Annotated in this window: 17 protein-coding genes; 16 read left to right on the top strand and 1 reads right to left on the bottom strand. The window is 73.2% G+C overall.

Annotated elements, in window-relative coordinates:
• Window positions 1-46: 46 nt before the first annotated feature.
• From AB0H37_RS27455 to AB0H37_RS27530, 16 genes are all read left to right on the top strand, one after another.
• Window positions 47-688, top strand: a complete 642-nt coding sequence (locus AB0H37_RS27455; RefSeq protein WP_360616311.1) for a response regulator transcription factor — start codon at window positions 47-49, stop codon at window positions 686-688.
• A gap of 10 nt (window positions 689-698) precedes the next feature.
• Window positions 699-1,127, top strand: coding sequence for a DUF2752 domain-containing protein (locus AB0H37_RS27460; protein ID WP_179833926.1), 429 nt, complete (start codon window positions 699-701; stop codon window positions 1,125-1,127).
• A 113-nt stretch (window positions 1,128-1,240) separates the two neighbouring features.
• Window positions 1,241-2,047 (top strand): indole-3-glycerol phosphate synthase TrpC, encoded by an 807-nt coding sequence (gene trpC / locus AB0H37_RS27465; protein WP_179833927.1) that lies wholly within the window; start codon window positions 1,241-1,243, stop codon window positions 2,045-2,047.
• 125 nt (window positions 2,048-2,172) lie between these two features.
• Window positions 2,173-3,405 carry a tryptophan synthase subunit beta gene (gene trpB / locus AB0H37_RS27470; RefSeq protein WP_179833928.1) on the top strand — a complete coding sequence of 411 codons (1,233 nt, stop codon included), beginning with the start codon at window positions 2,173-2,175 and terminating at the stop codon, window positions 3,403-3,405.
• A complete protein-coding gene (gene trpA, locus AB0H37_RS27475) occupies window positions 3,402-4,214 on the top strand; it encodes a tryptophan synthase subunit alpha (RefSeq protein ID WP_360616191.1) in 813 nt (270 codons plus the stop codon). The genes trpB and trpA overlap by 4 nt, the downstream gene beginning before the upstream one ends.
• Before the next feature lie 172 nt (window positions 4,215-4,386).
• Window positions 4,387-4,878, top strand: a complete 492-nt coding sequence (locus AB0H37_RS27480) for a vitamin K epoxide reductase family protein (RefSeq protein ID WP_329093028.1) — start codon at window positions 4,387-4,389, stop codon at window positions 4,876-4,878.
• Between the two features lie 56 nt (window positions 4,879-4,934).
• The gene (locus tag AB0H37_RS27485; RefSeq protein WP_329093026.1) at window positions 4,935-5,711 is read left to right on the top strand and encodes a thioredoxin domain-containing protein; all 777 of its coding nucleotides are present in this window, start codon (window positions 4,935-4,937) and stop codon (window positions 5,709-5,711) included.
• 135 nt (window positions 5,712-5,846) lie between these two features.
• Window positions 5,847-6,713 carry a thioredoxin domain-containing protein gene (locus AB0H37_RS27490; RefSeq protein ID WP_360616193.1) on the top strand — a complete coding sequence of 289 codons (867 nt, stop codon included), beginning with the start codon at window positions 5,847-5,849 and terminating at the stop codon, window positions 6,711-6,713.
• A 43-nt stretch (window positions 6,714-6,756) separates the two neighbouring features.
• Complete coding sequence (gene lgt, locus AB0H37_RS27495) at window positions 6,757-8,214, top strand: prolipoprotein diacylglyceryl transferase (RefSeq protein WP_360616195.1); 1,458 nt, start codon at window positions 6,757-6,759, stop codon at window positions 8,212-8,214.
• 12 nt (window positions 8,215-8,226) lie between these two features.
• Complete coding sequence (locus tag AB0H37_RS27500; RefSeq protein ID WP_229809915.1) at window positions 8,227-8,952, top strand: VIT1/CCC1 transporter family protein; 726 nt, start codon at window positions 8,227-8,229, stop codon at window positions 8,950-8,952.
• Between the two features lie 70 nt (window positions 8,953-9,022).
• A complete protein-coding gene (locus AB0H37_RS27505; protein ID WP_179833933.1) occupies window positions 9,023-9,814 on the top strand; it encodes a hypothetical protein in 792 nt (263 codons plus the stop codon).
• Between the two features lie 52 nt (window positions 9,815-9,866).
• The gene (locus AB0H37_RS27510) at window positions 9,867-11,039 is read left to right on the top strand and encodes a hypothetical protein (protein WP_329093018.1); all 1,173 of its coding nucleotides are present in this window, start codon (window positions 9,867-9,869) and stop codon (window positions 11,037-11,039) included.
• Window positions 11,040-11,381: 342 nt separating this feature from the next.
• Entirely contained in the window at window positions 11,382-15,953 is a 4,572-nt protein-coding gene (gene gltB, locus AB0H37_RS27515) for a glutamate synthase large subunit (RefSeq protein ID WP_329093016.1), read from the top strand.
• Between the two features lie 18 nt (window positions 15,954-15,971).
• A complete protein-coding gene (locus AB0H37_RS27520) occupies window positions 15,972-17,435 on the top strand; it encodes a glutamate synthase subunit beta (protein WP_179833936.1) in 1,464 nt (487 codons plus the stop codon).
• A 94-nt stretch (window positions 17,436-17,529) separates the two neighbouring features.
• Window positions 17,530-17,964, top strand: a complete 435-nt coding sequence (locus AB0H37_RS27525; RefSeq protein ID WP_218935072.1) for a helix-turn-helix transcriptional regulator — start codon at window positions 17,530-17,532, stop codon at window positions 17,962-17,964.
• A gap of 71 nt (window positions 17,965-18,035) precedes the next feature.
• Window positions 18,036-18,479 carry a VOC family protein gene (locus tag AB0H37_RS27530; RefSeq protein ID WP_329093011.1) on the top strand — a complete coding sequence of 148 codons (444 nt, stop codon included), beginning with the start codon at window positions 18,036-18,038 and terminating at the stop codon, window positions 18,477-18,479.
• An 18-nt stretch (window positions 18,480-18,497) separates the two neighbouring features.
• Here the strand turns inward: AB0H37_RS27530 and AB0H37_RS27535 are convergent, their stop codons facing one another.
• Window positions 18,498-19,925: a pyridoxal-dependent decarboxylase gene (locus AB0H37_RS27535; RefSeq protein WP_360616199.1), complete on the bottom strand. Its 1,428-nt coding sequence runs from the start codon at window positions 19,923-19,925 to the stop codon at window positions 18,498-18,500.
• Window positions 19,926-20,076 lie beyond the last annotated feature (151 nt).

Raw genomic sequence — 20,076 nt, forward strand, 5'->3', positions numbered from 1 at the left:
GACCCTCGGGCGCGGCGCGCTCGTCCACCCCGGAGAGCTCGTCGCGGTGGTCGGGCGCAGCCCGGACGACCCCGCCGTCGCCGAGCTGGAGCGCCGCTACCTCGCCAGGGAGGGCTTCAACGTCGAGATCGAGGCCGACCCCGCGCGGGCGTCCGCCGCCCGGCGCCGGCGGCCCGACGTCGTCGTCCTGGACCTGTCCACCTCCGCGCTGCCCGTCGACCTGTACCGGCGCGTCGCCGACGCCGTCCGGCCCGCCCCCGTCGTCGCCGTCACCGGCCCCCTCGACCCGGCGATCGCGCATGCCCTCGGCGACCACCGCGTGGAGCGGCCCTTCGGCCCCCGCGTCCTCGTCGCCGCCGTCGCCGAGGCCCTGCGCGACGGCGGCCCCGCCCAGGCGCCCGGCCCGCTGCGCGCCGGCCGCATCGCCCTCCAGCCCCGCGACCGGGCGGCCGTCGTCGGCGACCGCCGCGTCGCCCTCACCGTCACCGAGTTCGACCTCCTCGAATTCCTGATGGCCAACCCCGGCCGCGTCTTCACCCGCGAGCAACTGCTCGACGCCGCGTGGGGGCCGGGAGCAGGCGCCGGGAGCCGCACCGTCGACGTCCACGTCGCCCAGTTGCGGGCCAAACTCGGCGAGGGCAGCCCCATCAGGACGGTGCGCGGCGTCGGCTACGTCCTGGACGCCTAGGGTGGACGGTGTGACTCGCGTATCCGTCGCCGATCGGGCGCGCTCGCGGGCGTTCGTGCCGCACGCGGCAGTGCTGGCCGGGGTCGTCGGCGGGGTCCTGGTGATCGCGTTCCGGGCGGATCCCAACGAGCCGGGGCACTACCCGGGCTGTCCCTTCCTGGCGCTGACCGGTTTCTACTGCCCCGGGTGCGGGATGACGCGGCTCGTCTACGCGCTGGCGCACGGGCAGGTGGGCACCGCGTTCGGCCTCAATCCGCTGCTCTTCGTCCTGCTGCCGGTCTTCGGGTACCTGTACGCGCGGTGGACGGTCCGGACCGCGCAGGGCCTGCCCATGGGGTCGGCCCTGTTCAAGCCGGCCGTCGCGTATTCGTTCGTCGGCCTTCTCTTCGTCTACTGGGTCGCGCGCAACCTGCCGTTCGCGCACGTGCTCGCGCCCTGACACGCGCGGCCCGGCCGGCTTGGAGCCCGGACGGCCCTCCCGGGTGCGGGGCGCGTCGGAGGGGGCGGCTACGATCGGTGCACGGAACGACCTGAAATAGGGGGCCTGCGACCTTGAGCGTTTTGGACGAGATCATCGAGGGCGTCCGGGCCGATCTCGCCGACAGGCAGCGCGAGGTCCCGCTCGACGCCCTCAAGGAGCGGGCGGCGAAGGCCCCGGCCCCCCGGGACGCGCTCCGCGCGCTGCGCGGGCAGGGCGTCTCGGTCATCGCCGAGGTCAAGCGCAGCAGCCCGTCCAAGGGCGCGCTCGCCGCGATCGCCGACCCCGCCGCGCTCGCCCGCGACTACGAGGCCGGCGGCGCCAAGGTGATCAGCGTGCTGACCGAGCGGCGCCGGTTCGGCGGCAGCCTGGCCGACCTCGCCGAGGTCCGCGCCAACGTCGACGTCGCCCTCCTGCGCAAGGACTTCATCGTCACCTCCTACCAGCTGTGGGAGGCGCGGGCCGCGGGCGCCGACATGGCGCTGCTGATCGTCGCCGCGCTGGAGCAGGACGCGCTGGTCTCGCTGGTCGAGCGCGCCGGGTCGATCGGGCTCCTCCCGCTCGTCGAGGTGCACACCGAGGAGGAGGCCGCCCGCGCGGTCGACGCGGGCGCCAAGGTCATCGGCGTGAACGCCCGCGACCTGCGCACGCTGCAGGTCGACCGCGGCGTGTTCGCCCGGGTCGCGCCCCTCATCCCCAAGGACGTCGTGAAGGTCGCCGAGTCCGGCGTGCGGGGCCCGCACGACCTGCTCGCCTACGCCTCCAGCGGCGCCGACGCGGTGCTGGTCGGGGAGAGCCTCGTGATCGGCAAGGACCCGCGCGCCGCGGTCGCCGACCTCGTCGCCGCCGGCGCCCACCCGGCGCTGCGGCAGAGCGGCTGAGATACTCCCGCGACGAGTGGATAGGGTTACGGGCATGCAGGTCGAACCGCTCCGGGAGCGATGGCGGGGCTAGTCCAGGACCCCAGTGACCGGATCAGCTTCTCCACGACAGGACGCGTTTTCTCATGACCATGGACACCGCCGCGCGCGGTGCTGGAGCCGTGCCCGACGCCACGGGCCACTTCGGCCGATTCGGCGGGCGGTTCGCCCCCGAGGCCCTCATGGCGGCCCTGGACGAGCTCGCCCGCGAGTTCGAGACCGCCAAGAACGACCCCGCCTTCACCGCCGAGCTGGAGGACCTCCTCGCCAACTACGCGGGCCGTCCCAGCCTGCTGACGGAGGCCGCGCGCTTCTCCGAGCACGCGGGCGCCCGCGTGCTGCTCAAGCGCGAGGACCTCAACCACACCGGCTCCCACAAGATCAACAATGTGCTCGGCCAAGCACTGCTCACCCGGCGGATGGGCAAGACCCGCGTGATCGCCGAGACCGGCGCCGGCCAGCACGGCGTCGCCACCGCCACCGCCGCGGCCCTGCTCGGCCTGACCTGCACCGTCTACATGGGCGAGGTCGACACCGAGCGGCAGGCCCTCAACGTCGCCCGCATGCGGATGCTCGGCGCCGAGGTGATCCCCGTGCGGACCGGCAGCCGCACCCTCAAGGACGCCTGCAACGAGGCGTTCCGCGACTGGGTCGCCAGCGTCGACGACACCCACTACTGCATCGGCTCCGTGATGGGCCCGCACCCGTTCCCGTTGATGGTCCGCGACTTCCAGCGCGTCATCGGCGTCGAGGCCAGGCGGCAGTGCGTGGAGATGACCGGCGCTCTCCCGGACGCCGTGGTCGCCTGCGTCGGCGGCGGCTCCAACGCGATCGGCACCTTCCACGCCTTCGTCGGCGACGAGTCCGTCCGGCTGATCGGGTTCGAGGCGGGCGGCGACGGCGTCGCCACCGGCAGGCACGCCGCGACCCTCGTCGGCGGCTCCCTCGGCGTCATCCACGGCATGCGGACCTACCTGCTGCAGGACGACGACGGCCAGACCCTCGAAACCCACTCGATCTCCGCCGGGCTCGACTATCCCGGCGTCGGCCCCGAGCACTCGTGGCTGCACGACACCGGCCGCGCCGAGTACCGCGAGATCACCGACGCCGAGGCGATGGAGGCGTTCGCGCTGCTGTGCCGCACCGAGGGCATCATCCCGGCGATCGAGTCCGCGCACGCGCTCGCCGGCGCGCTCAAGGTCGGCAAGGAACTCGGCCCGGACGCCACGATCGTCGTCTGCCTGTCCGGACGGGGCGACAAGGACATGCACACGGCCGCCACCTTCTTCGGCCTGATGCCCGAGGGAGAGAACGCGTGAGCGTCCAGACCGCCTACGACAAGGCCAAGGCCGACGGGCGCGCCGCTCTCGTCGGGTACCTCCCCGCCGGGTTCCCCAGCTACGAGGGCGCCGTGGAGGCGGCCAGGACGATGGTGGACGCGGGCTGCGACGTCATCGAGATCGGCCTGCCCTACACCGACCCGATGATGGACGGCCCCACCATCCAGGACGCCGTCCACCGGGCGCTCGTCGGCGGCGTCCGCGTCGCCGACGTGTTCCGCACGGTCGAGGCCGTCGCCGGCACCGGCGTCCCCGTCCTCGTCATGACGTACTGGAACCCCGTCGACCACTACGGCGTCGACCGGTTCGCCCGCGACCTCGCCTCCGCCGGCGGATCCGGCCTGATCACGCCCGACCTCACGCCCGAGGAGGGCGGGCCGTGGCTGGAGGCGTCCGACGCCCACGGCCTCGACCGGGTCTTCCTCGTCGCGCTCAGCTCCACCGACGAGCGCATCGAGACGATCACCCGGGCGTGCCGCGGGTTCGTCTACGCGGCCTCGCTGATGGGCGTCACCGGCGCCCGCTCCGCCCTCGACACCGGCGCCACGCGCCTGGTCGAGCGGACCCGCGCCGTCCTGGACAAGGCCGGCGCGGCCCTGCCGGTCGGCCTCGGCCTCGGCGTCGGCACCGGCGCCCAGGCCGCCGAGGTCGCCGGGTTCGCCGACGGCGTGATCGTCGGGTCGGCGTTCATCCGCCGCCTGCTGGACGCCCCCGACCTGGTCTCCGGCCTCGCCGGGGTGCGGGCGCTCACCGAGGAGCTCGCCGCCGGCGTCCGGCACGGCCGCTGATCATTCCGGACAGCCCCGGGCGTCCGCGCGGGACCGGCGAAACCCGGCCGCGCGCGGACGTCGCGGCAGGTCGCGGGAACTCACCGCGCCCTCGCCCGAGTTGAAGGCTTGTGGGGCCGCCCACAGCCAATAGGGTGTGGTCGCCGGCACAGGCGGTCCCGGGAGGATCACGATGACGCAAGAGATGACGGTGAAGAGCCGGGCCGGGGCCGCGGGGCAGCCGCTGCCCCCCGCGTGGCTCCAGATCACGGCGTGGGTGCTGACCCTCGCCGGGTTCGGCATCTCCGTGTACCTCACGATCTCGCACTACGACGAGGGCGCCCTGGTGTGCTCGGCGTCCAGGACGGTGGACTGCCACGCCGTCACCACCAGCGAGTACTCCACCCTGGCGGGCATCCCGATGCCCCTGTACGGCCTCGCGTTCTTCGTGGCGTTCGGCGCGCTGATGACACCGTGGGCGCTGCGGTCGACCTGGCCGCCGCTGCGCTGGGGACGGGTCGCGTCCGTCGCGGTGGGCGTGCTGTTCGTGGTGTACCTGGTCACCGTGGAGCTGGCGCTCCTGCACAAGATCTGCCTGTGGTGCACCGGCGTCCACGCCGTCACCGTCCTGCTGTTCCTCCTTGTTCTGGCCGACGAATTCCGGCGAATCGGCCAGGTCGACTAGTCTCGCCGTAGCGCGCCGCACGGTGCCGGCGCGGGTCCGCACGCTGAGGAGAACCAATGAGCAAGGCCGCACGAGAGCGGTCCGCGAGGGAGCGCCTGGCCGCCGAGCGCAAGCGGCAGGCGGCGCGGGAGAAGCAGCGGCGGCTGCTCGCCATCGTCCTCGGGTCGGTGGTGGCTGTGGCGGTGATCGTGGTCGCGACCGTCCTCGTCATCGACCAGAAGAACAAGAACGGCCGGGCCGAGGTGCACAAGGGCGCGCTCGCCCCCGTCAGCCGGCAGGCCGACGGCTCCGTCCTGATGGCGCAGGCCGGGGTGAGCAAGCCGGAGCTGGAGATCTTCGAGGACTTCCAGTGCCCGATCTGCAAGCAGTTCGAGGCGGCCACCGGCAAGACCGTCGAGCAGCTCGCCCAGCAGGGCAAGGTCAAGGTCGTCTACCGGCCGTTCCACCTGTTCGGACAGCAGAAGGACCCCGTCCGGATCAACTCGCTGCGCTCGGCCGAGGCGGCGCTGTGCGTCCCCGCCGCCCAGTGGGTCTCCTACCACGACGCGCTCTTCAAGTTCCAGCCCCCCGAGGGCGAGGCGGGCTTCTCGCCCGACGACCTCGTCAAGTGGGGCAAGGACGTCGGCGTCACCGACGCGAACTTCGAGAAGTGCGTGCGGGACGAGCAGAAGAAGTCCACGGTCGACGCGATGACCAAGTACGCCCTGCAGGACCGCGGCGTCCAGGGCACGCCGAGCGTCTTCCTGAACGGCAAGCAGCTCGACCAGTCGCAGTTCATGAACCCCGCCGGCCTGCGGGCCGCGATCGAGTCGGCGGCCGCCGCCAGCAAGTGACCGGCCGCGTCCGGGACGCCTGAACGACGAAGCGCCACGCCGCGCCGCCCCCTGCCGGGACGGCGCGGCGTGGCGCTTTCCACTGCCCGGCAGGTCCGCGCCCGCTACTCTCGTAGACGCTCACCAACACGCAGCGTGGCGATCGGGGGATCGATGAGCGAGCAGGGCAGGGAACCGTCCGCACGCGAGCGGCTCGCAGGCGATCGGGCGCGGGCCGCGGCCCGGTTGCGGCGCCGGCGGGCGCTGCTCGTCGTCGTCGGCGCCCTCGCCGTGGCGGCGGTCGCGGTCGTGGTGGTCGTCGTCGCGCTCTCCCGCGACGGCGGGGGGCCGCTGCGGAACTCCTACAAGGGCGCGCTGGCGCCCGCCGCCCACCAGCAGGACGGGTCGGTGGCCATGGCGCAGCCGGGAGTCGCCGCGCCGGTCCTGGACGTGTGGGAGGACTTCCAGTGCCCCGCCTGCAAGGCGATGGAGGACCGGGTCGGCGCGACGATGAAGGAGCTCGCCGCGCAGGGCAAGGTCAAGGTCGTCTACCGGCCGTTCCAGCTCTTCCAGCAGGACCCGCTGATGTCCAACTCCCGGCGGGCCGCGAACGCGGCCGCCTGCATGCCCGCCGACCACTGGGTCGCCTACCACGACAAGCTCTATGCCGAGCAGCCGCCCGAGGGCGACACCGGCTTCTCCACCCGGGACCTCGTCGCGTGGGGCGGGCAGCTGGGGGTCGGCGACCCGTCCTTCGCCGCCTGCGTCCGCGGCGACCAGAAGATCAAGACGGTGAACCAGGCGAGCGCCCTGGCCGGCCGGGCGGGCGTCGACGCGACCCCGTACCTCGCGCTGAACGGCAAGAAGGTCGGCAACGACGCGCTGGCCTCGCCGAACGACCTCAGGAAGGCCGTCGCGGACGCGGGCGGCGGCTCGCCCGTCCCGGGGAGCACGCAGTCCAGCGGCACGGCGGGCGGCGCCGGCGCGGGGGCGGCGAAGATGACGATCTCGTCGCGGTCCTAGAGGAGGCGCGCGCTGTGCCCCGGAGACGGTAACGTCAACGGTCATGCACCCGGTCGCCTACATACCGAGTCCCTCGCAGGGCGTCTGGCACCTCGGCCCCGTGCCGCTGCGCGCCTACGCCATCATGATCATCCTTGGCATCGTCGCCGCGGTCTGGCTGGGCGAGCGCCGCTGGGCCGCCAAGGGCGGCACCCCGGGCGTGATCATCGACGTGGCCGTGTGGGCGGTGCCGTTCGGCCTGGTCGGCGGGCGGCTCTACCACGTGGTCACCGACTACCAGCGCTACTTCGGGGAGGACGGCGACCCGGTCCGGGCGCTGGAGATCTGGAAGGGCGGCCTCGGCATCTGGGGCGCCGTCGCGCTCGGCGCGGTCGGCGCGATCATCGGCTGCCGGCGGCGCGGGATCTCGGTGCTGGCGCTCGGCGACGCGGTGGCCCCCGGCATCGCGCTCGCGCAGGCGATCGGCCGCTGGGGCAACTACTGGAACCAGGAGCTGTACGGCCGCCCGCTGGACACCTTCTGGGCACTGAAGATCGATGAGAACCACCGGCCGATGCTGGACGGCGGGCCCGGCCTCGACCCCAAGTACGCCGACGTCGCCACCTACCACCCGACGTTCCTGTACGAGTCGCTGTGGTGCGTCGGCGTCGCGATCCTGGTGATCTGGGCCGACCGCCGCTACAAGCTCACGCACGGCCGCGCGTTCGCCCTCTATGTCGCCGCCTACACCGTCGGGCGCGGCTGGGTCGAGGCGCTGCGCATCGACGACGCCCACCACGTCCTCGGGCTGAGGCTCAACGACTGGACGTCCATCATCGTCTTCGTCGGCGCGGTCGCCTACCTGTACCTGGCCCGCGGCCGCACCGGCCCGGAGAACGTCGGAGCCCCGGCCACCACCGCCGGCCCGTCCGGCGGCGTCCCCGTCACGGAGGAACCCGCGGCGAAGACCGGGGCGCCGGACGACACCACCGCCGAAGCCGCTGCGGAGCATGCGGACGAGGAGCCGGCCGCGGAGCCCGCGACGCAGGTCGAGGCGGCGCGGGACGAAGCGGCGGAGGACGAGGCGGCGGGGAACGAGGCGGCCGAGGACCAGGCGGCGGAGGACGAGGTGACCGAGGCGCAGGCCCCGGAGACCGGGGAGCCTGCCGCGGAGTCCGGAGAGCCGGAGGCGAAGGCCGCCGAGGAGCCCGAGCCTGCGGCCGAGACCGCGGCGGAGGCTCCGGCGCCGGACGCGAAGGCCGACGAGGCCGACGAGGCGGTCGAGCCGGAGAGCGCGGTCGAGCCGGAGAGCGCGGTCGAGCCGGAGAGCGCGGTCGAGCCGGAGAGCGCGGTCGAGCCGGAGAGCGAGACCGAGCCGGAGAGCGAGACCGAGCCCGAGTCCGAGGCCGAGCCCGAGGCCCCCGCCGCGGAGGCGGCGGAGCAGGCCGGGAAGAATGAGGCTGACGGTGCCGCCGCCCACGACCGGGCGGAGAAGGGGGAGCCCGTCAAGGACGGGAAGTAGGAATCGGGAACGGTGTCCGACACAGGGGAAAAGCAAGGCGTGCGGCCGGAGCAGCACCACCAGCACCGGGACGTCACCGGCGGCTGGCTGAGGCCCGCGGTGTTCGGCGCGATGGACGGGCTGGTCTCCAACTTCGCCCTGATCGCCGGGGTCGCGGGCGGCCAGGCGACCCAGAAGGTCGTGCTGCTGGCGGGCCTCGCGGGCCTGGCGGCGGGCGCGTTCTCGATGGCGGCGGGGGAGTACATCTCGGTCGCCTCCCAGTCGGAGCTGGCGGAGGCGGAGATCGAGGTGGAGCGGCTGGAGCTGGCCCGCCACCCGGTGGCCGAGCAGCGGGAGCTGGCCGAGGTCTTCGAGGCGCGCGGCGTCGACCCCGAGACGGCCGCCGAGGTCGCGCGGCAGCTGTCCCGCGACCCCGACGAGGCCCTGGAGGTCCACACCCGGGAGGAGCTCGGGGTGACGCCCGGCGACCTGCCCTCGCCCGTCCTGGCGGCGGGCTCGTCGTTCCTGTCGTTCGCGGTCGGCGCGCTGCTGCCGGTGCTGCCGTACCTGCTGGGCGCGACCAGCCTGTGGCCCGCGGCGGGCATCGCGGCGCTCGGGCTCTTCTGCGCCGGGGCGGTGGTGTCGCGGATCACGGCCCGCGCGTGGTGGTTCGGCGGGTCGCGGCAGCTGCTGTTCGGCGCCGCCGCGGCGTTGATCACCTACGGGTTCGGCGCGCTGATCGGCAGTAACGGGCTGTAGCTCCAAGGAATCTGGGCGAAACACCCTTTTGGGCGCGCGAGGGGGACCCGGACCGCTAAGCTCCGGGGCTGTGATCGAGGCTTCTGACACCGGTTCCGCCGAGGCCGCAGAGGGCCGCCGGCGGGACTTCTGGCCGGAGGACAAGTCCGGCCGCAAGCTCCCCAGTCCGAAGCTGCTGCTGGGCGCGGCCGCCGCGCTGGTCGCGGTGATCGTCGCGGTGGTCGCGGTGGTCCTGCTGACCGGCGGAGGCGACGAGGCGAAGCCGCAGCAGCGGGCGGTGCCGACCGCCTACGCGCCGGACTACCTCGGCGAGGGCTTCGCCAAGCTCGCGTCCCGCTCGAAGGACGCCCGCCCGATCACCGAGGGCGAGGCGTTCTCCACCAAGACGCTGAAGTCGGGCAAGTACACGTTCACGCTGGCCGAGTCCAAGCTGGGCACCGACTGCAAGGCCGCCACCTGGGGCGGCCGGCTGCAGGGCGACCTCGCCAAGTACCAGTGCAGCCAGATCGCCCGCGCGGCCTACGTCAGCGCCGACAAGAAGCACGTCGGCCAGTTCGCCGTGATCAACCTTGCGAGCGAGGAGGGCGTCAAGCAGATCCTCCGCGACCTGGAGCCGGCGACCGGCGCCGGCTGGGTGTCCCCGCTGCAGCCGAAGGACACCCCCGCCTTCGGGCCCGGGTTCACCGCCGCCTACACCAAGACCTACGGCCACTACGCCGTGGTCACCTGGGTGGCGCGGGCCGGCGGCGCGCAGCCCGCCTCGCTCAACGAGATGATCGATGTGAGCCTGGTCATCGAGAACGCCGCCGACTTCCTGTACGGGCGCCTCGACCTGGTCTCCGGCGGGAAGGCCGGGCAGTGAGCCGGCCTGGCGCGGGCGCGTCGCCCGCCGGCGGCGAGTAGTCTGCGCGGTCGTGGACCCCGATGAGCACCGCCGCGGCGGCTCGGGGCGGCCTCCGGTGAGCCGTCCGGGCCGTCGGCAGCCCGCCGCGCGCCGCACGGCGCAGTCCCGGTCGGGCGGCCCGCGCCGGACCCCGCCGCCGCGCCGCGCCACGCCGCGCCGGGAGCGCCCCGCCCCGCCGCCTCCGCGGACGCCCTACGACGACGTCCCGTACGAGGACGCCGTCCAGGACGACGCGTTCGCGCCCGAGGACGTCCGCGCCGCCCTCCCGCCCGAGGACCCCGCTGGCGGCCAGGCCCGTTCCGGGCGGACGGAGAGGCGCGGCAAGGCCAAGCGCGGCAAGGCCAAGCGCGGCAAGGCCAAGCGCGGGAAGGCGAAGAACGCGGGCAGGCCCTCGGGACGTCCCCCTGCGCCGGAACGCCGGCCGGCCCCGGCCCGGCGCGCGGGCGGGCCGGGCCCGAAGCTGTACTTCGGCGCGGCGGCCGTCCTGGGCGTGCTGGTGCTGCTCGGCGTCGGCGCCGTCGCCCTGAGCGGCGGCGACTCCGCCCCGAAGCCCGGGGCCGTCACCGACGCGAAGATCGGGCGTCCCGCCGGGACGGGCCCGTCGCCGACCTCCTACTCCAGTTCGCCGTCCGGCGCCGCCTACGCCGGGATCGCGGCCCGCAGTGCGGATCCCCAGCCCCTCACGGCGGGCGAGGTGTTCCCTTCCTCGGCGGCGAAGCTGCCCCTTCCGGAGGGGAAGGTCTCGGTGAAGCTGCGCGCCAAGCGGCTGGACGGCGACTGCGCCGCCGCCGTGTGGGGCGGATCGGTCGGCGAGGAGCTCGGGAAGGGCGGCTGCACGCAGGCGGCGCGCGGGATCTACTCCGACACCGAGCACGGGTACGCGCTGGCCGTGGCCGTGTTCAACCTCGCCGGGTCGGCGGACGCCGACCGGTTCGTCGCCAGGCTGGAGACCACGATCGGGGCGGGCTTCGTCCGGCCCCTGGAGGCGCCCGCCCCGCTGGACCGTTTCGGGCGGGGTTTCGGCATGGCGCGGGGCCTCGCGATGGGGCACTTCGCGGTGGTGTCGTGGACGCAGCGCCTGGACGGCAAGGGCGACGAGAAGGACGAGAACCTGCTGTCGCTGCTGATCGAGGGCGGCAAGGCCCCGGCGGTGCTCGGCCGCGCGGCGCGCGGGACCGGCTGAGTTCCGTCCGGCCGCGTCCGGTCCGCTCGGGCCCGGCCCGGCCGAGGTCCGCCCCGGGTCTGAAGAAAGGCACTTTTCGGTAGGTCTTCGGCGTGGCGCCGTAAACATCGCGTACCGGTGATGATCCTCACCGAGGTCAGGACGTTCCGCGTTCCGGTCCAGCCGGTAACCTGGTCTAAACCAATCCGAGATGGCGCACGTCCGATCGCCCCGAAGAAGTTTCGCGATCTGGTGCAGTCGGGCATGATCCCGGCAGTGATGTAATGTCATCTCACCGCAGCAGGGCCAACGTCGTCCCGTGCCGCACTGACATCAAGCAGTGACACGACGACGGGAGGGTTGATGGCTGCTGCTGCCCTCACACCTGATGGCCGTGCACCTGGCCGCCCCCAGCCGCAGGGCCTGTACGACCCGGCCAACGAGCATGACGCCTGCGGCGTCGGCATAGTCGCCGACCTGCACGGACGCAAGAGCCACGACATCGTCCAGAAGGCACTGGACGTCCTGAAGAACCTCGACCACCGTGGGGCCGTCGGCGCGGAGCCGGACGACGGCGACGGGGTCGGCATCCTCGTCCAGGTCCCGGACGCGTTCTTCCGCGAGGTCTGCGACTTCCCGCTCCCCGAGGCCGGCGGCTACGCGGCCGGCATCGCGTTCCTTCCCGCGGACGGCGACGAGCGCGCCGCCGCGGTCGCGCACGTCGAGACGCTGTGCGTGGAGGAGGGCCTGACGGTCCTCGGCTGGCGCGAGCTCCCGCACGACCCCGACTTCACCGGCCCGGCCGCCCGCCGGGTCATGCCGCACTTCGCGCAGATGTTCGTCGCCCCCGCGGCCGGCGGCCCGCACGAGGGCAGGACCGGCCTGGAGCTGGACCGCGCCGTGTTCTGCATGCGCGAGCGCGCCGAGCAGGACGTGCGGGTCTACTTCCCGAGCCTGTCCAGCCGCACGATCGTCTACAAGGGGATGCTGACGACCCCGCAGCTGGAGCCGTTCTTCCCCGACCTGTCGGACCGCCGCTTCACCAGCGCGATCGCGCTGGTCCACTCGCGGTTCTCGACCAACACCTTCCCGGCCTGGGAGCTGGCGCACCCATACCGGTTCATCGCCCACAACGGCGAGATCAACACCGTGAAGGGCAACCGGAACTGGATGCGGGCCCGCGAGGCGCTGCTGAAGTCCGACCTCCTCCCCGGCGACCTCTCCCGGATCTTCCCGGTGATCGACATCGAGGCGTCCGACACCGCGTCCTTCGACGAGTGCCTGGAGCTGCTGCACCTCGGCGGGCGGTCGCTGCCGCACGCGGTGCTGATGATGATCCCGGAGGCGTGGGAGAACCACACCGAGATGGACGCCGACCGCCGGGCGTTCTACGAGTTCCACTCCACGCTGATGGAGGCGTGGGACGGCCCCGCCAGCGTCAGCTTCACCGACGGCACCGTCGTCGGAGCGGTCCTGGACCGCAACGGACTGCGCCCGGGCCGGTACTGGGTGACCGACGACGGCCTGGTCGTGCTGGCCAGCGAGGCGGGCGTGCTCGACATCCCCGCCGCCAAGGTCGTCCGCAAGGGCCGACTGCAGCCCGGCAAGATCTTCCTTGTCGACACCGCCGCCGGGCGGATCGTCGAGGACGACGAGGTCAAGGCCGAGCTGGCCGCCGAGCACCCGTACGGGCGGTGGCTGCACGAGGGCCTGGTCCGGTTCGAGGAGCTGCCGCAGCGCGAGCGGGAGATCCCGACCCACGAGACGCTCGTCCGGCGGCAGCAGACGTTCGGCTACACCCTCGAAGAGCAGCGGATCATCCTGACGCCGATGGCGCGGACGGGCGCGGAGCCGATCGGGTCGATGGGCACCGACACCCCGATCGCGGTGCTCTCCGAGCGGCCGCGGCTGCTGTTCGACTACTTCAAGCAGCTGTTCGCGCAGGTCACGAACCCGCCGCTGGACGCGATCCGCGAGGAGCTCGTCACCTCGCTGCAGTCCACGCTCGGCCCGGAGGGCAACCTGCTGGAGCCCGGCCCGGACTCGTGCCGGCGCCTGGTGCTGCCGACCCCGATCCTGGACAACGACGAGCTGTCCAAGATCATGCACATCGACGACGAGGGGTCGCTGCCGCACCTGGCCGCGTACGTCGTACACGGCCTGTACGACGTCGCCGGCGGGGGAGAGGCCCTGCAGGCCCGCCTGGAGGAGATCAACTCCGAGGTCAGCCGGGCCATCGAGGCCGGCGCGCGGATCATCGTGCTGTCGGACCGCGGCGCCGACTCCGCCCGCGCCGCGATCCCGTCGCTGCTGCTGACCGGCGCCGTGCACCACCACCTGATCCGGGAGAAGACCCGCACCCAGGTCGGCCTGGTGATCGAGACGGGCGAGGCCCGCGAGTGCCACCACATGGCGCTGCTCATCGGGTACGGCGCGTCCGCGATCAACCCGTACCTGGCGATCGAGACCGTCGAGGACCTCGTGCGCGGCGGAGTGATCGAGGGGCCGGACCCGGCCAAGGCCGCCCGGAACCTGGTGAAGGCCTACGGCAAGGGCGTCCTGAAGGTCATGTCGAAGATGGGCGTGTCCACGGTCGCGTCCTACACCGGCGCGCAGATCTTCGAGGCGATCGGGCTCGGCGCGGACGTGGTGGCGCGGTGCTTCACCGGCACCACCTCCCGGCTCGGCGGCGTCGGCTTCGACGTGCTGGCCCGCGAGGTCGCCGAGCGGCACGCCCGCGCCTACCCGCCGGGCGGCAACGACCTGGCGCACCGGACCCTGGAGGTCGGCGGCGAGTACCAGTGGCGCCGCGAGGGCGAGCCGCACCTGTTCAACCCGGACACGGTGTTCAAGCTGCAGCACGCCACCCGCACCCGCCGCTACGAGATCTTCAAGGAGTACACCTCCAAGGTCGACTCGCAGGCCGAGGAGCTGATGACGCTCCGCGGGCTGTTCCGGCTCCGTGAGGGCGACCGGGAGCCGGTGCCGATCGAGGAGGTCGAACCGGTATCGGAGATCGTCAAGCGGTTCTCCACCGGCGCGATGTCCTACGGCTCCATCTCGGCGGAGGCCCACGAGACCCTCGCGATCGCGATGAACCGCCTCGGCGGCAAGTCCAACACCGGCGAGGGCGGCGAGGACCCGGCGCGCTTCACCCCGGACGAGAACGGCGACCTGCGGCGCAGCGCGATCAAGCAGGTGGCCTCCGGCCGGTTCGGCGTGACCTCGGAGTACCTCACCAACGCCGACGACATCCAGATCAAGATGGCGCAGGGCGCCAAGCCCGGCGAGGGCGGCCAGCTGCCCGGCCACAAGGTCTACCCGTGGATCGCCAAGACGCGGCACTCCACCCCCGGCGTCGGCCTCATCTCGCCGCCGCCGCACCACGACATCTACTCGATCGAGGACCTGGCGCAGCTCATCCACGACCTGAAAAACGCCAACCCGGCGGCGCGCGTGCACGTCAAGCTCGTCGCCGAGGTCGGGGTCGGCACGGTCGCGGCCGGGGTGTCCAAGGCGCACGCCGACGTGGTGCTCATCTCCGGGCACGACGGCGGCACGGGCGCGTCCCCGCTGACGTCGCTGAAGCACGCCGGCGCGCCGTGGGAGCTCGGCCTCGCCGAGACCCAGCAGACGCTGCTGCTGAACGGGCTGCGCGACCGCATCGTCGTGCAGACCGACGGGCAGATGAAGACCGGACGGGACGTCGTCGTCGCGGCGCTGCTCGGCGCCGAGGAGTACGGCTTCGCGACCGCGCCGCTGGTGGTGTCGGGCTGCATCATGATGCGGGTCTGCCACCTGGACACCTGCCCGGTCGGCGTCGCCACCCAGAACCCGGTGCTGCGGCAGCGGTTCTCCGGCAAGCCCGAGTTCGTGGTGAACTTCTTCGAGTTCGTGGCGGAGGAGGTCCGCGAGTACCTGGCGGCCCTCGGGTTCCGCTCCGTGGCCGAGGCGATCGGCCACGTCGAGATGATCGACACCCGGGAGGCGGTCGAGCACTGGAAGGCCGCCGGACTGGACCTGGCCCCGATCCTGCACGTCCCGGCGCGGGCGGAGGGCGCGGCCCTGCACCGGATGATCGAGCAGGACCACGGGCTGGAGAAGGCCCTGGACAACACGCTGATCCAGCTCGCCGAGGGTGCGATCTCGTTCGGCGACCAGGTGCGGCTCGAGCTGCCGATCCGCAACGTCAACCGGACGGTCGGGACCATGCTCGGCCACGAGGTGACCAAGAAGTGGGGCGGCGGCGGGCTGCCCGACGACACCATCGACGTCACCTTCACCGGCTCGGCGGGCAACTCCTTCGGCGCGTTCGTGCCGCGCGGCGTCACGCTGCGGCTGGTCGGCGACGCCAACGACTATGTCGGCAAGGGCCTGTCCGGCGGGCGCGTCATGCTGCGTCCCCCCGCGGACGCCGCGTTCGCCGCCGAGGAGCAGATCATCGGCGGCAACGTGATCCTGTACGGAGCCACGTCCGGCGAGCTGTTCGCCCGCGGGGTCGTCGGCGAGCGGTTCTGCGTCCGCAACTCCGGCGCCACCGCCGTCGTCGAGGGCGTCGGAGACCACGCCTGCGAGTACATGACCGGGGGCCGCGCGGTGATCCTCGGCCGGACGGGCCGCAACCTCGCGGCCGGCATGTCCGGCGGCATCGCCTACGTCCTGGACCTGGTGCCCGAGCGGGTCAACGGCGAGATGGTCGACCTGGAGCCGCTGGACGCCGCGGACGTGGACACCGTCCGGGCGCTGACGGAGCGGCACCTGGCCGAGACCGGCTCGGTGGTGGCCCGGCGGCTGCTGGAGGACTGGGACGGCGCCGCCGCCCGCTTCACCAAGATCATGCCGCGCGACTACCGGCGGGTCCTGGACGCGATGGCCAAGGCCGAGGCCGAGGGGCGCGACGTCGACGAGGCCGTCATGGCCGCGGCGCAGAGCTGAGAGAGGGGGACTTCCAACATGGCTGACCCGAAGGGTTTCCTCACCGTCCGGCGGGAGCTCCCGAAGCGCCGCCCGGTCGACGTGCGGATCAGGAGCTGGTCGGAGGTCTACGAGGACTTCGGCAAGGACAGGCTGGAGAAGCAGGCGAGCCGCTGCATGGACTGCGGCATCCCGTTCTGCCACCAGGGCTGCCCGCTCGGCAACCTCATCCCCGAGTGGAACGACCTCGTGTACCGCAAGGACTGGCAGGAGGCCGTGGAGCGGCTGCACGCCACCAACAACTTCCCGGAGTTCACCGGGAGGCTGTGCCCGGCCCCGTGCGAGAGCGCCTGCGTCCTCGGCATCAACCAGGACCCGGTGGCGATCAAGCGGGTCGAGGTCGAGATCATCGACCGGGCGTTCGCGGAGGGCTGGGTGCGCCCGCAGCCGCCGGCCGTCCAGACCGGCAGGAGGGTCGCGGTGGTCGGTTCGGGGCCCGCGGGCCTCGCCGCCGCGCAGCAGCTCACCCGCGCCGGCCATGACGTCACGGTGTACGAGCGCGCCGACCGGATCGGCGGCCTGCTGCGCTACGGCATCCCCGAGTTCAAGATGGAGAAGCGGCACCTCGACCGGCGCCTCGCCCAGATGCGCGCCGAGGGCACCGCCTTCCGGACCTCGGTGAACGTGGGCGTCGACGTCACCGCGGACGAACTGCGCGCGTCCAACGACGCCGTCGTCCTGGCGGGCGGCGCCACCGCGTGGCGCGACCTGCCCGTCCCGGGACGCGAGCTCAAGGGCGTCTACCAGGCGATGGAGTACCTGCCGCCCTCGAACAAGGTGCAGGAGGGCGACTACGACACGTCGCCCATCTCGGCGGAGGGCAAGCACGTCGTCGTCATCGGCGGCGGCGACACCGGCGCCGACTGCATCGGCACCGCGATCCGGCAGGGCGCCGCGTCGGTCACCCAGCTGGAGATCATGCCGCGGCCGCCGGAGGCGCGCCCCGACGGCCAGCCGTGGCCGACGTACCCGATGCTGTTCAAGGTGGAGAGCGCCCACGAGGAGCTCGCCGACATGGGCGGCGACCGCGTGTACGCCGTGTCCACCACCGAGTTCCTGGGCGACGCGGACGGCAACGTCCGCGCGCTGAGGCTGGTGGAGGTCGGCGGCCCGCAGGCCGGGTTCGCGCCCGTCGAGGGCACCGAGCGGGAGATCCCCGCCGAGCTGGTCACGCTCGCCATGGGCTTCCTCGGCCCGCAGCGCGAGGGGCTGCTGGAACAGCTCGGCGTCGAGCTGGACCAGCGCGGCAACGTGGTCCGCGACCGCGACTACCGGACGTCCGTGGACGGCGTGTTCGCCGCGGGCGACATGGGCCGCGGCCAGTCCCTGATCGTCTGGGCCATCGCCGAGGGCCGCGCCGCCGCGCACGGCGTCGACGCCCACCTCGGCGGCCGGACCGACCTGCCGTACCCGATCCCGCCGACGGCGCGCCCGATGGCCTGACCCCTGCAGCGAGCGGCGAGGCCCTGGAGGATCTCCTCCAGGGCCTCGCCTTCGCGCGCGCGTTCCTGTCGGTGCGGTGTGCCAGCATCGGAGCATGGGAAACGTTCGGGTGGGTGCGCCGCCCACCCTGGACACCGGCGTCCTGCGCCGGATGAGGCTCGCCCGCGACGCCATGGACCGCGAATGGGCCGAGCCGCTGGACGTCTCCGCCGTCGCCGCCCGCGCCGGATACTCGCGCTACCACTTCGTCCGGCTGTTCCGCGAGGTCTACGGCGAGACGCCCGGCGCCTACCTCACCCGCCGCCGCATCGAGCGCGCGCAGGACCTGCTGCGCACCGCCGACCTGACCGTCACCGAGATCTGCATGCAGGTCGGCTTCACCAGCCTCGGCACATTCTGCACCCGCTTCAAGCAGCGGACCGGGACGACGCCCACCGAGTTCCGCAGGCGCGCCCGCGCCGGGAACGCCTCCGCCATCCCCGGATGCTTCGTGTTGTTCTGGGCGGGCGGCTTCCGCGAGCAGCAATAACCGAGAAGGCCGGGCGGCCCGACACGCCCTAGCGTGAACGCATCATCCCTGTTCACCAAGGAGACACCGGCATGATCACCAATCTCGGGCTGGCCACCGTCTGGGTGCTCGACCAGGACTCGGCCAAGCGGTTCTTCACCGAGAAGCTCGGCCTGGAGGTCCGCGACGACATGACCCTCGGCGAGGGCGGGATGCGCTGGGTCACCGTCGGGGCGAAGAACCAGCCCGAGCTGAGCCTCGCCCTCATGGTCCCCGGCCCGCCCACCATGGACCCCGACTCCGCCGCCCAGATGAGGGCGCTCATCGCCAAGGGCGTCCTCGGCGCGGGCGCCTTCAACACCGACGACTGCCAGGCCGAGTACGAGCGGCTGTCGGCCCGGGGCGTCGAGTTCGTCCACCCGCCCGAAAAGCGCCCGTACGGGATCGAGGCGATCTTCCGGGACGACTCCGGCTGCTGGTACAGCCTCACCCAGCCCTTCGACGAGCTCGACGAGACCCTGCCCTGGAACGACTGAGCGGACCGGAGGAGCGGATCAGCGGGCGAGGCTGGCGCCCAGTTCACGGAGCACGTCCACCAGCAGCTCCACGTCGGAGGTCGTCGTCCGCCAGTTGAGCGGCGCCGGACGGAACACCGTCATGCCCCGGTAGGTGCTGGTGCCCGCGTAAACGCGGCCGTCCGCGAGCAGCGCCTCGCCCAGGCACGCGTTCAGCTCGTTCAGGTCCTCCTCCGGGACGCCGTCCGGGCGGTACCGGAAGCACGCGATGCAGAGCCGCACCGGAGCGAGCAGCTCCAGGTCGGGCGCCGCCTCGACGAGCCCGCCCAGATGGGCGGCCACGTCGAGGTGACGCTCCACCATCTCCCGGTACCCGTCCCGCCCGTACGCCCGCAGCGTCGCCCAGATCGGCAGCGCCCGCGCCCGGCGGGACGACTCCGGGCCGAGCATGTTGTAGTTCACCCGCTCCTCGTCGGCGTCCGGCAGGTACGCCGCGCCCCACGCCCCGAAGGCGCTGCTCAGCGACGCCGGATCGCGGACGAAGGAGAACCCGCTCTCGTACGGCACGTTCAGCCACTTGTGGCCGTCCGCCGTCACCGAGTCCGCCCGCTCGACGCCCTGCGCGAGATGGGCCGTCCGGGGGCTGAGGGCCGCGAACAGCCCGAACGCGCCGTCCACGTGCAGCCAGGCCCCGTGCCGCTCCGCGAGATCCGCCATCTCGGCGATCGGGTCGCTGTCGCCCGTGTTCACCTCGCCGAGGTTCGCCACGACCACCGCGGGCCCGCCCGCCCCGGCGAGCGCGGCGTCCATCGCCTTCAGATCGACCCGTCCCGCGTCGTCGCGGGCGAACGTCCGCAGGGTGTCCCGGCCGCAGCCGAGGATCTGCAGCGCCTTGCGGGTGCTGACGTGCACGAGGCCGCTGGTGAACACCGGCATCGCCGGCAGCCCCGCCAGGCCCCGCGACGCGACGTCCACGCCGTGCCCGGCCGCCCACCAGTGCCGCGCGGCCGCCAGGCCCGCCACGTGCGCGAGCGTGGCGCTCGGCGTCAGCACGCCGCCGAACGCCGCGGGCAGCCCGAACAGCTCCCTGAGCCAGCGCAGGACCACCGTCTCCGCCCGCGCCGCCAGCGGCGACGTCAGCCACAGCCCGGCCGCCTGGTCGAGCAGCGACGCCGCCCAGTCGCCCGCCATGGCCGCGGGCGTCGACCCGCCCACCACGAAGTGGAAGAACCGCGGCCCGGACGAGTGCGTCGCCGCCCGGGTGCCGATCCGCACCAGCCGCTCGACCGCGGCCACCGCGCCGTCCCCCGTGTCCGGAAGCGGCCCGTCCAGCTCGTCCAGGAGCGGGTCCTGCGACCGGTCGTGGACGGGACGGTCCGGCAGGCTCGCCAGGTACGGCTCCGCCGCCCGCGCCACCACGGCGAGCGGGGCACCGGCGATGTCACGTTCGTCAAGCGGATCGCTCATGACGCAAGGAGATCACAGACACGGTGCAACCGGGAATGTCGGGAAGCATGGGAAAGAGGGCAACTTGTGGTCTTCGTGCTGGTCGGCTACGGTCCCGCCTGGGCTCGCCCCGCGGCGGTCGGCGCGTCAGCGGCTCCCGCCGCGCACGCGG

It is taken from the genome of Actinomadura sp. NPDC023710, from assembly GCF_040639875.1.
In the GTDB taxonomy this organism is placed as follows: Bacteria; Actinomycetota; Actinomycetes; order Streptosporangiales; family Streptosporangiaceae; genus Spirillospora; species Spirillospora citrea.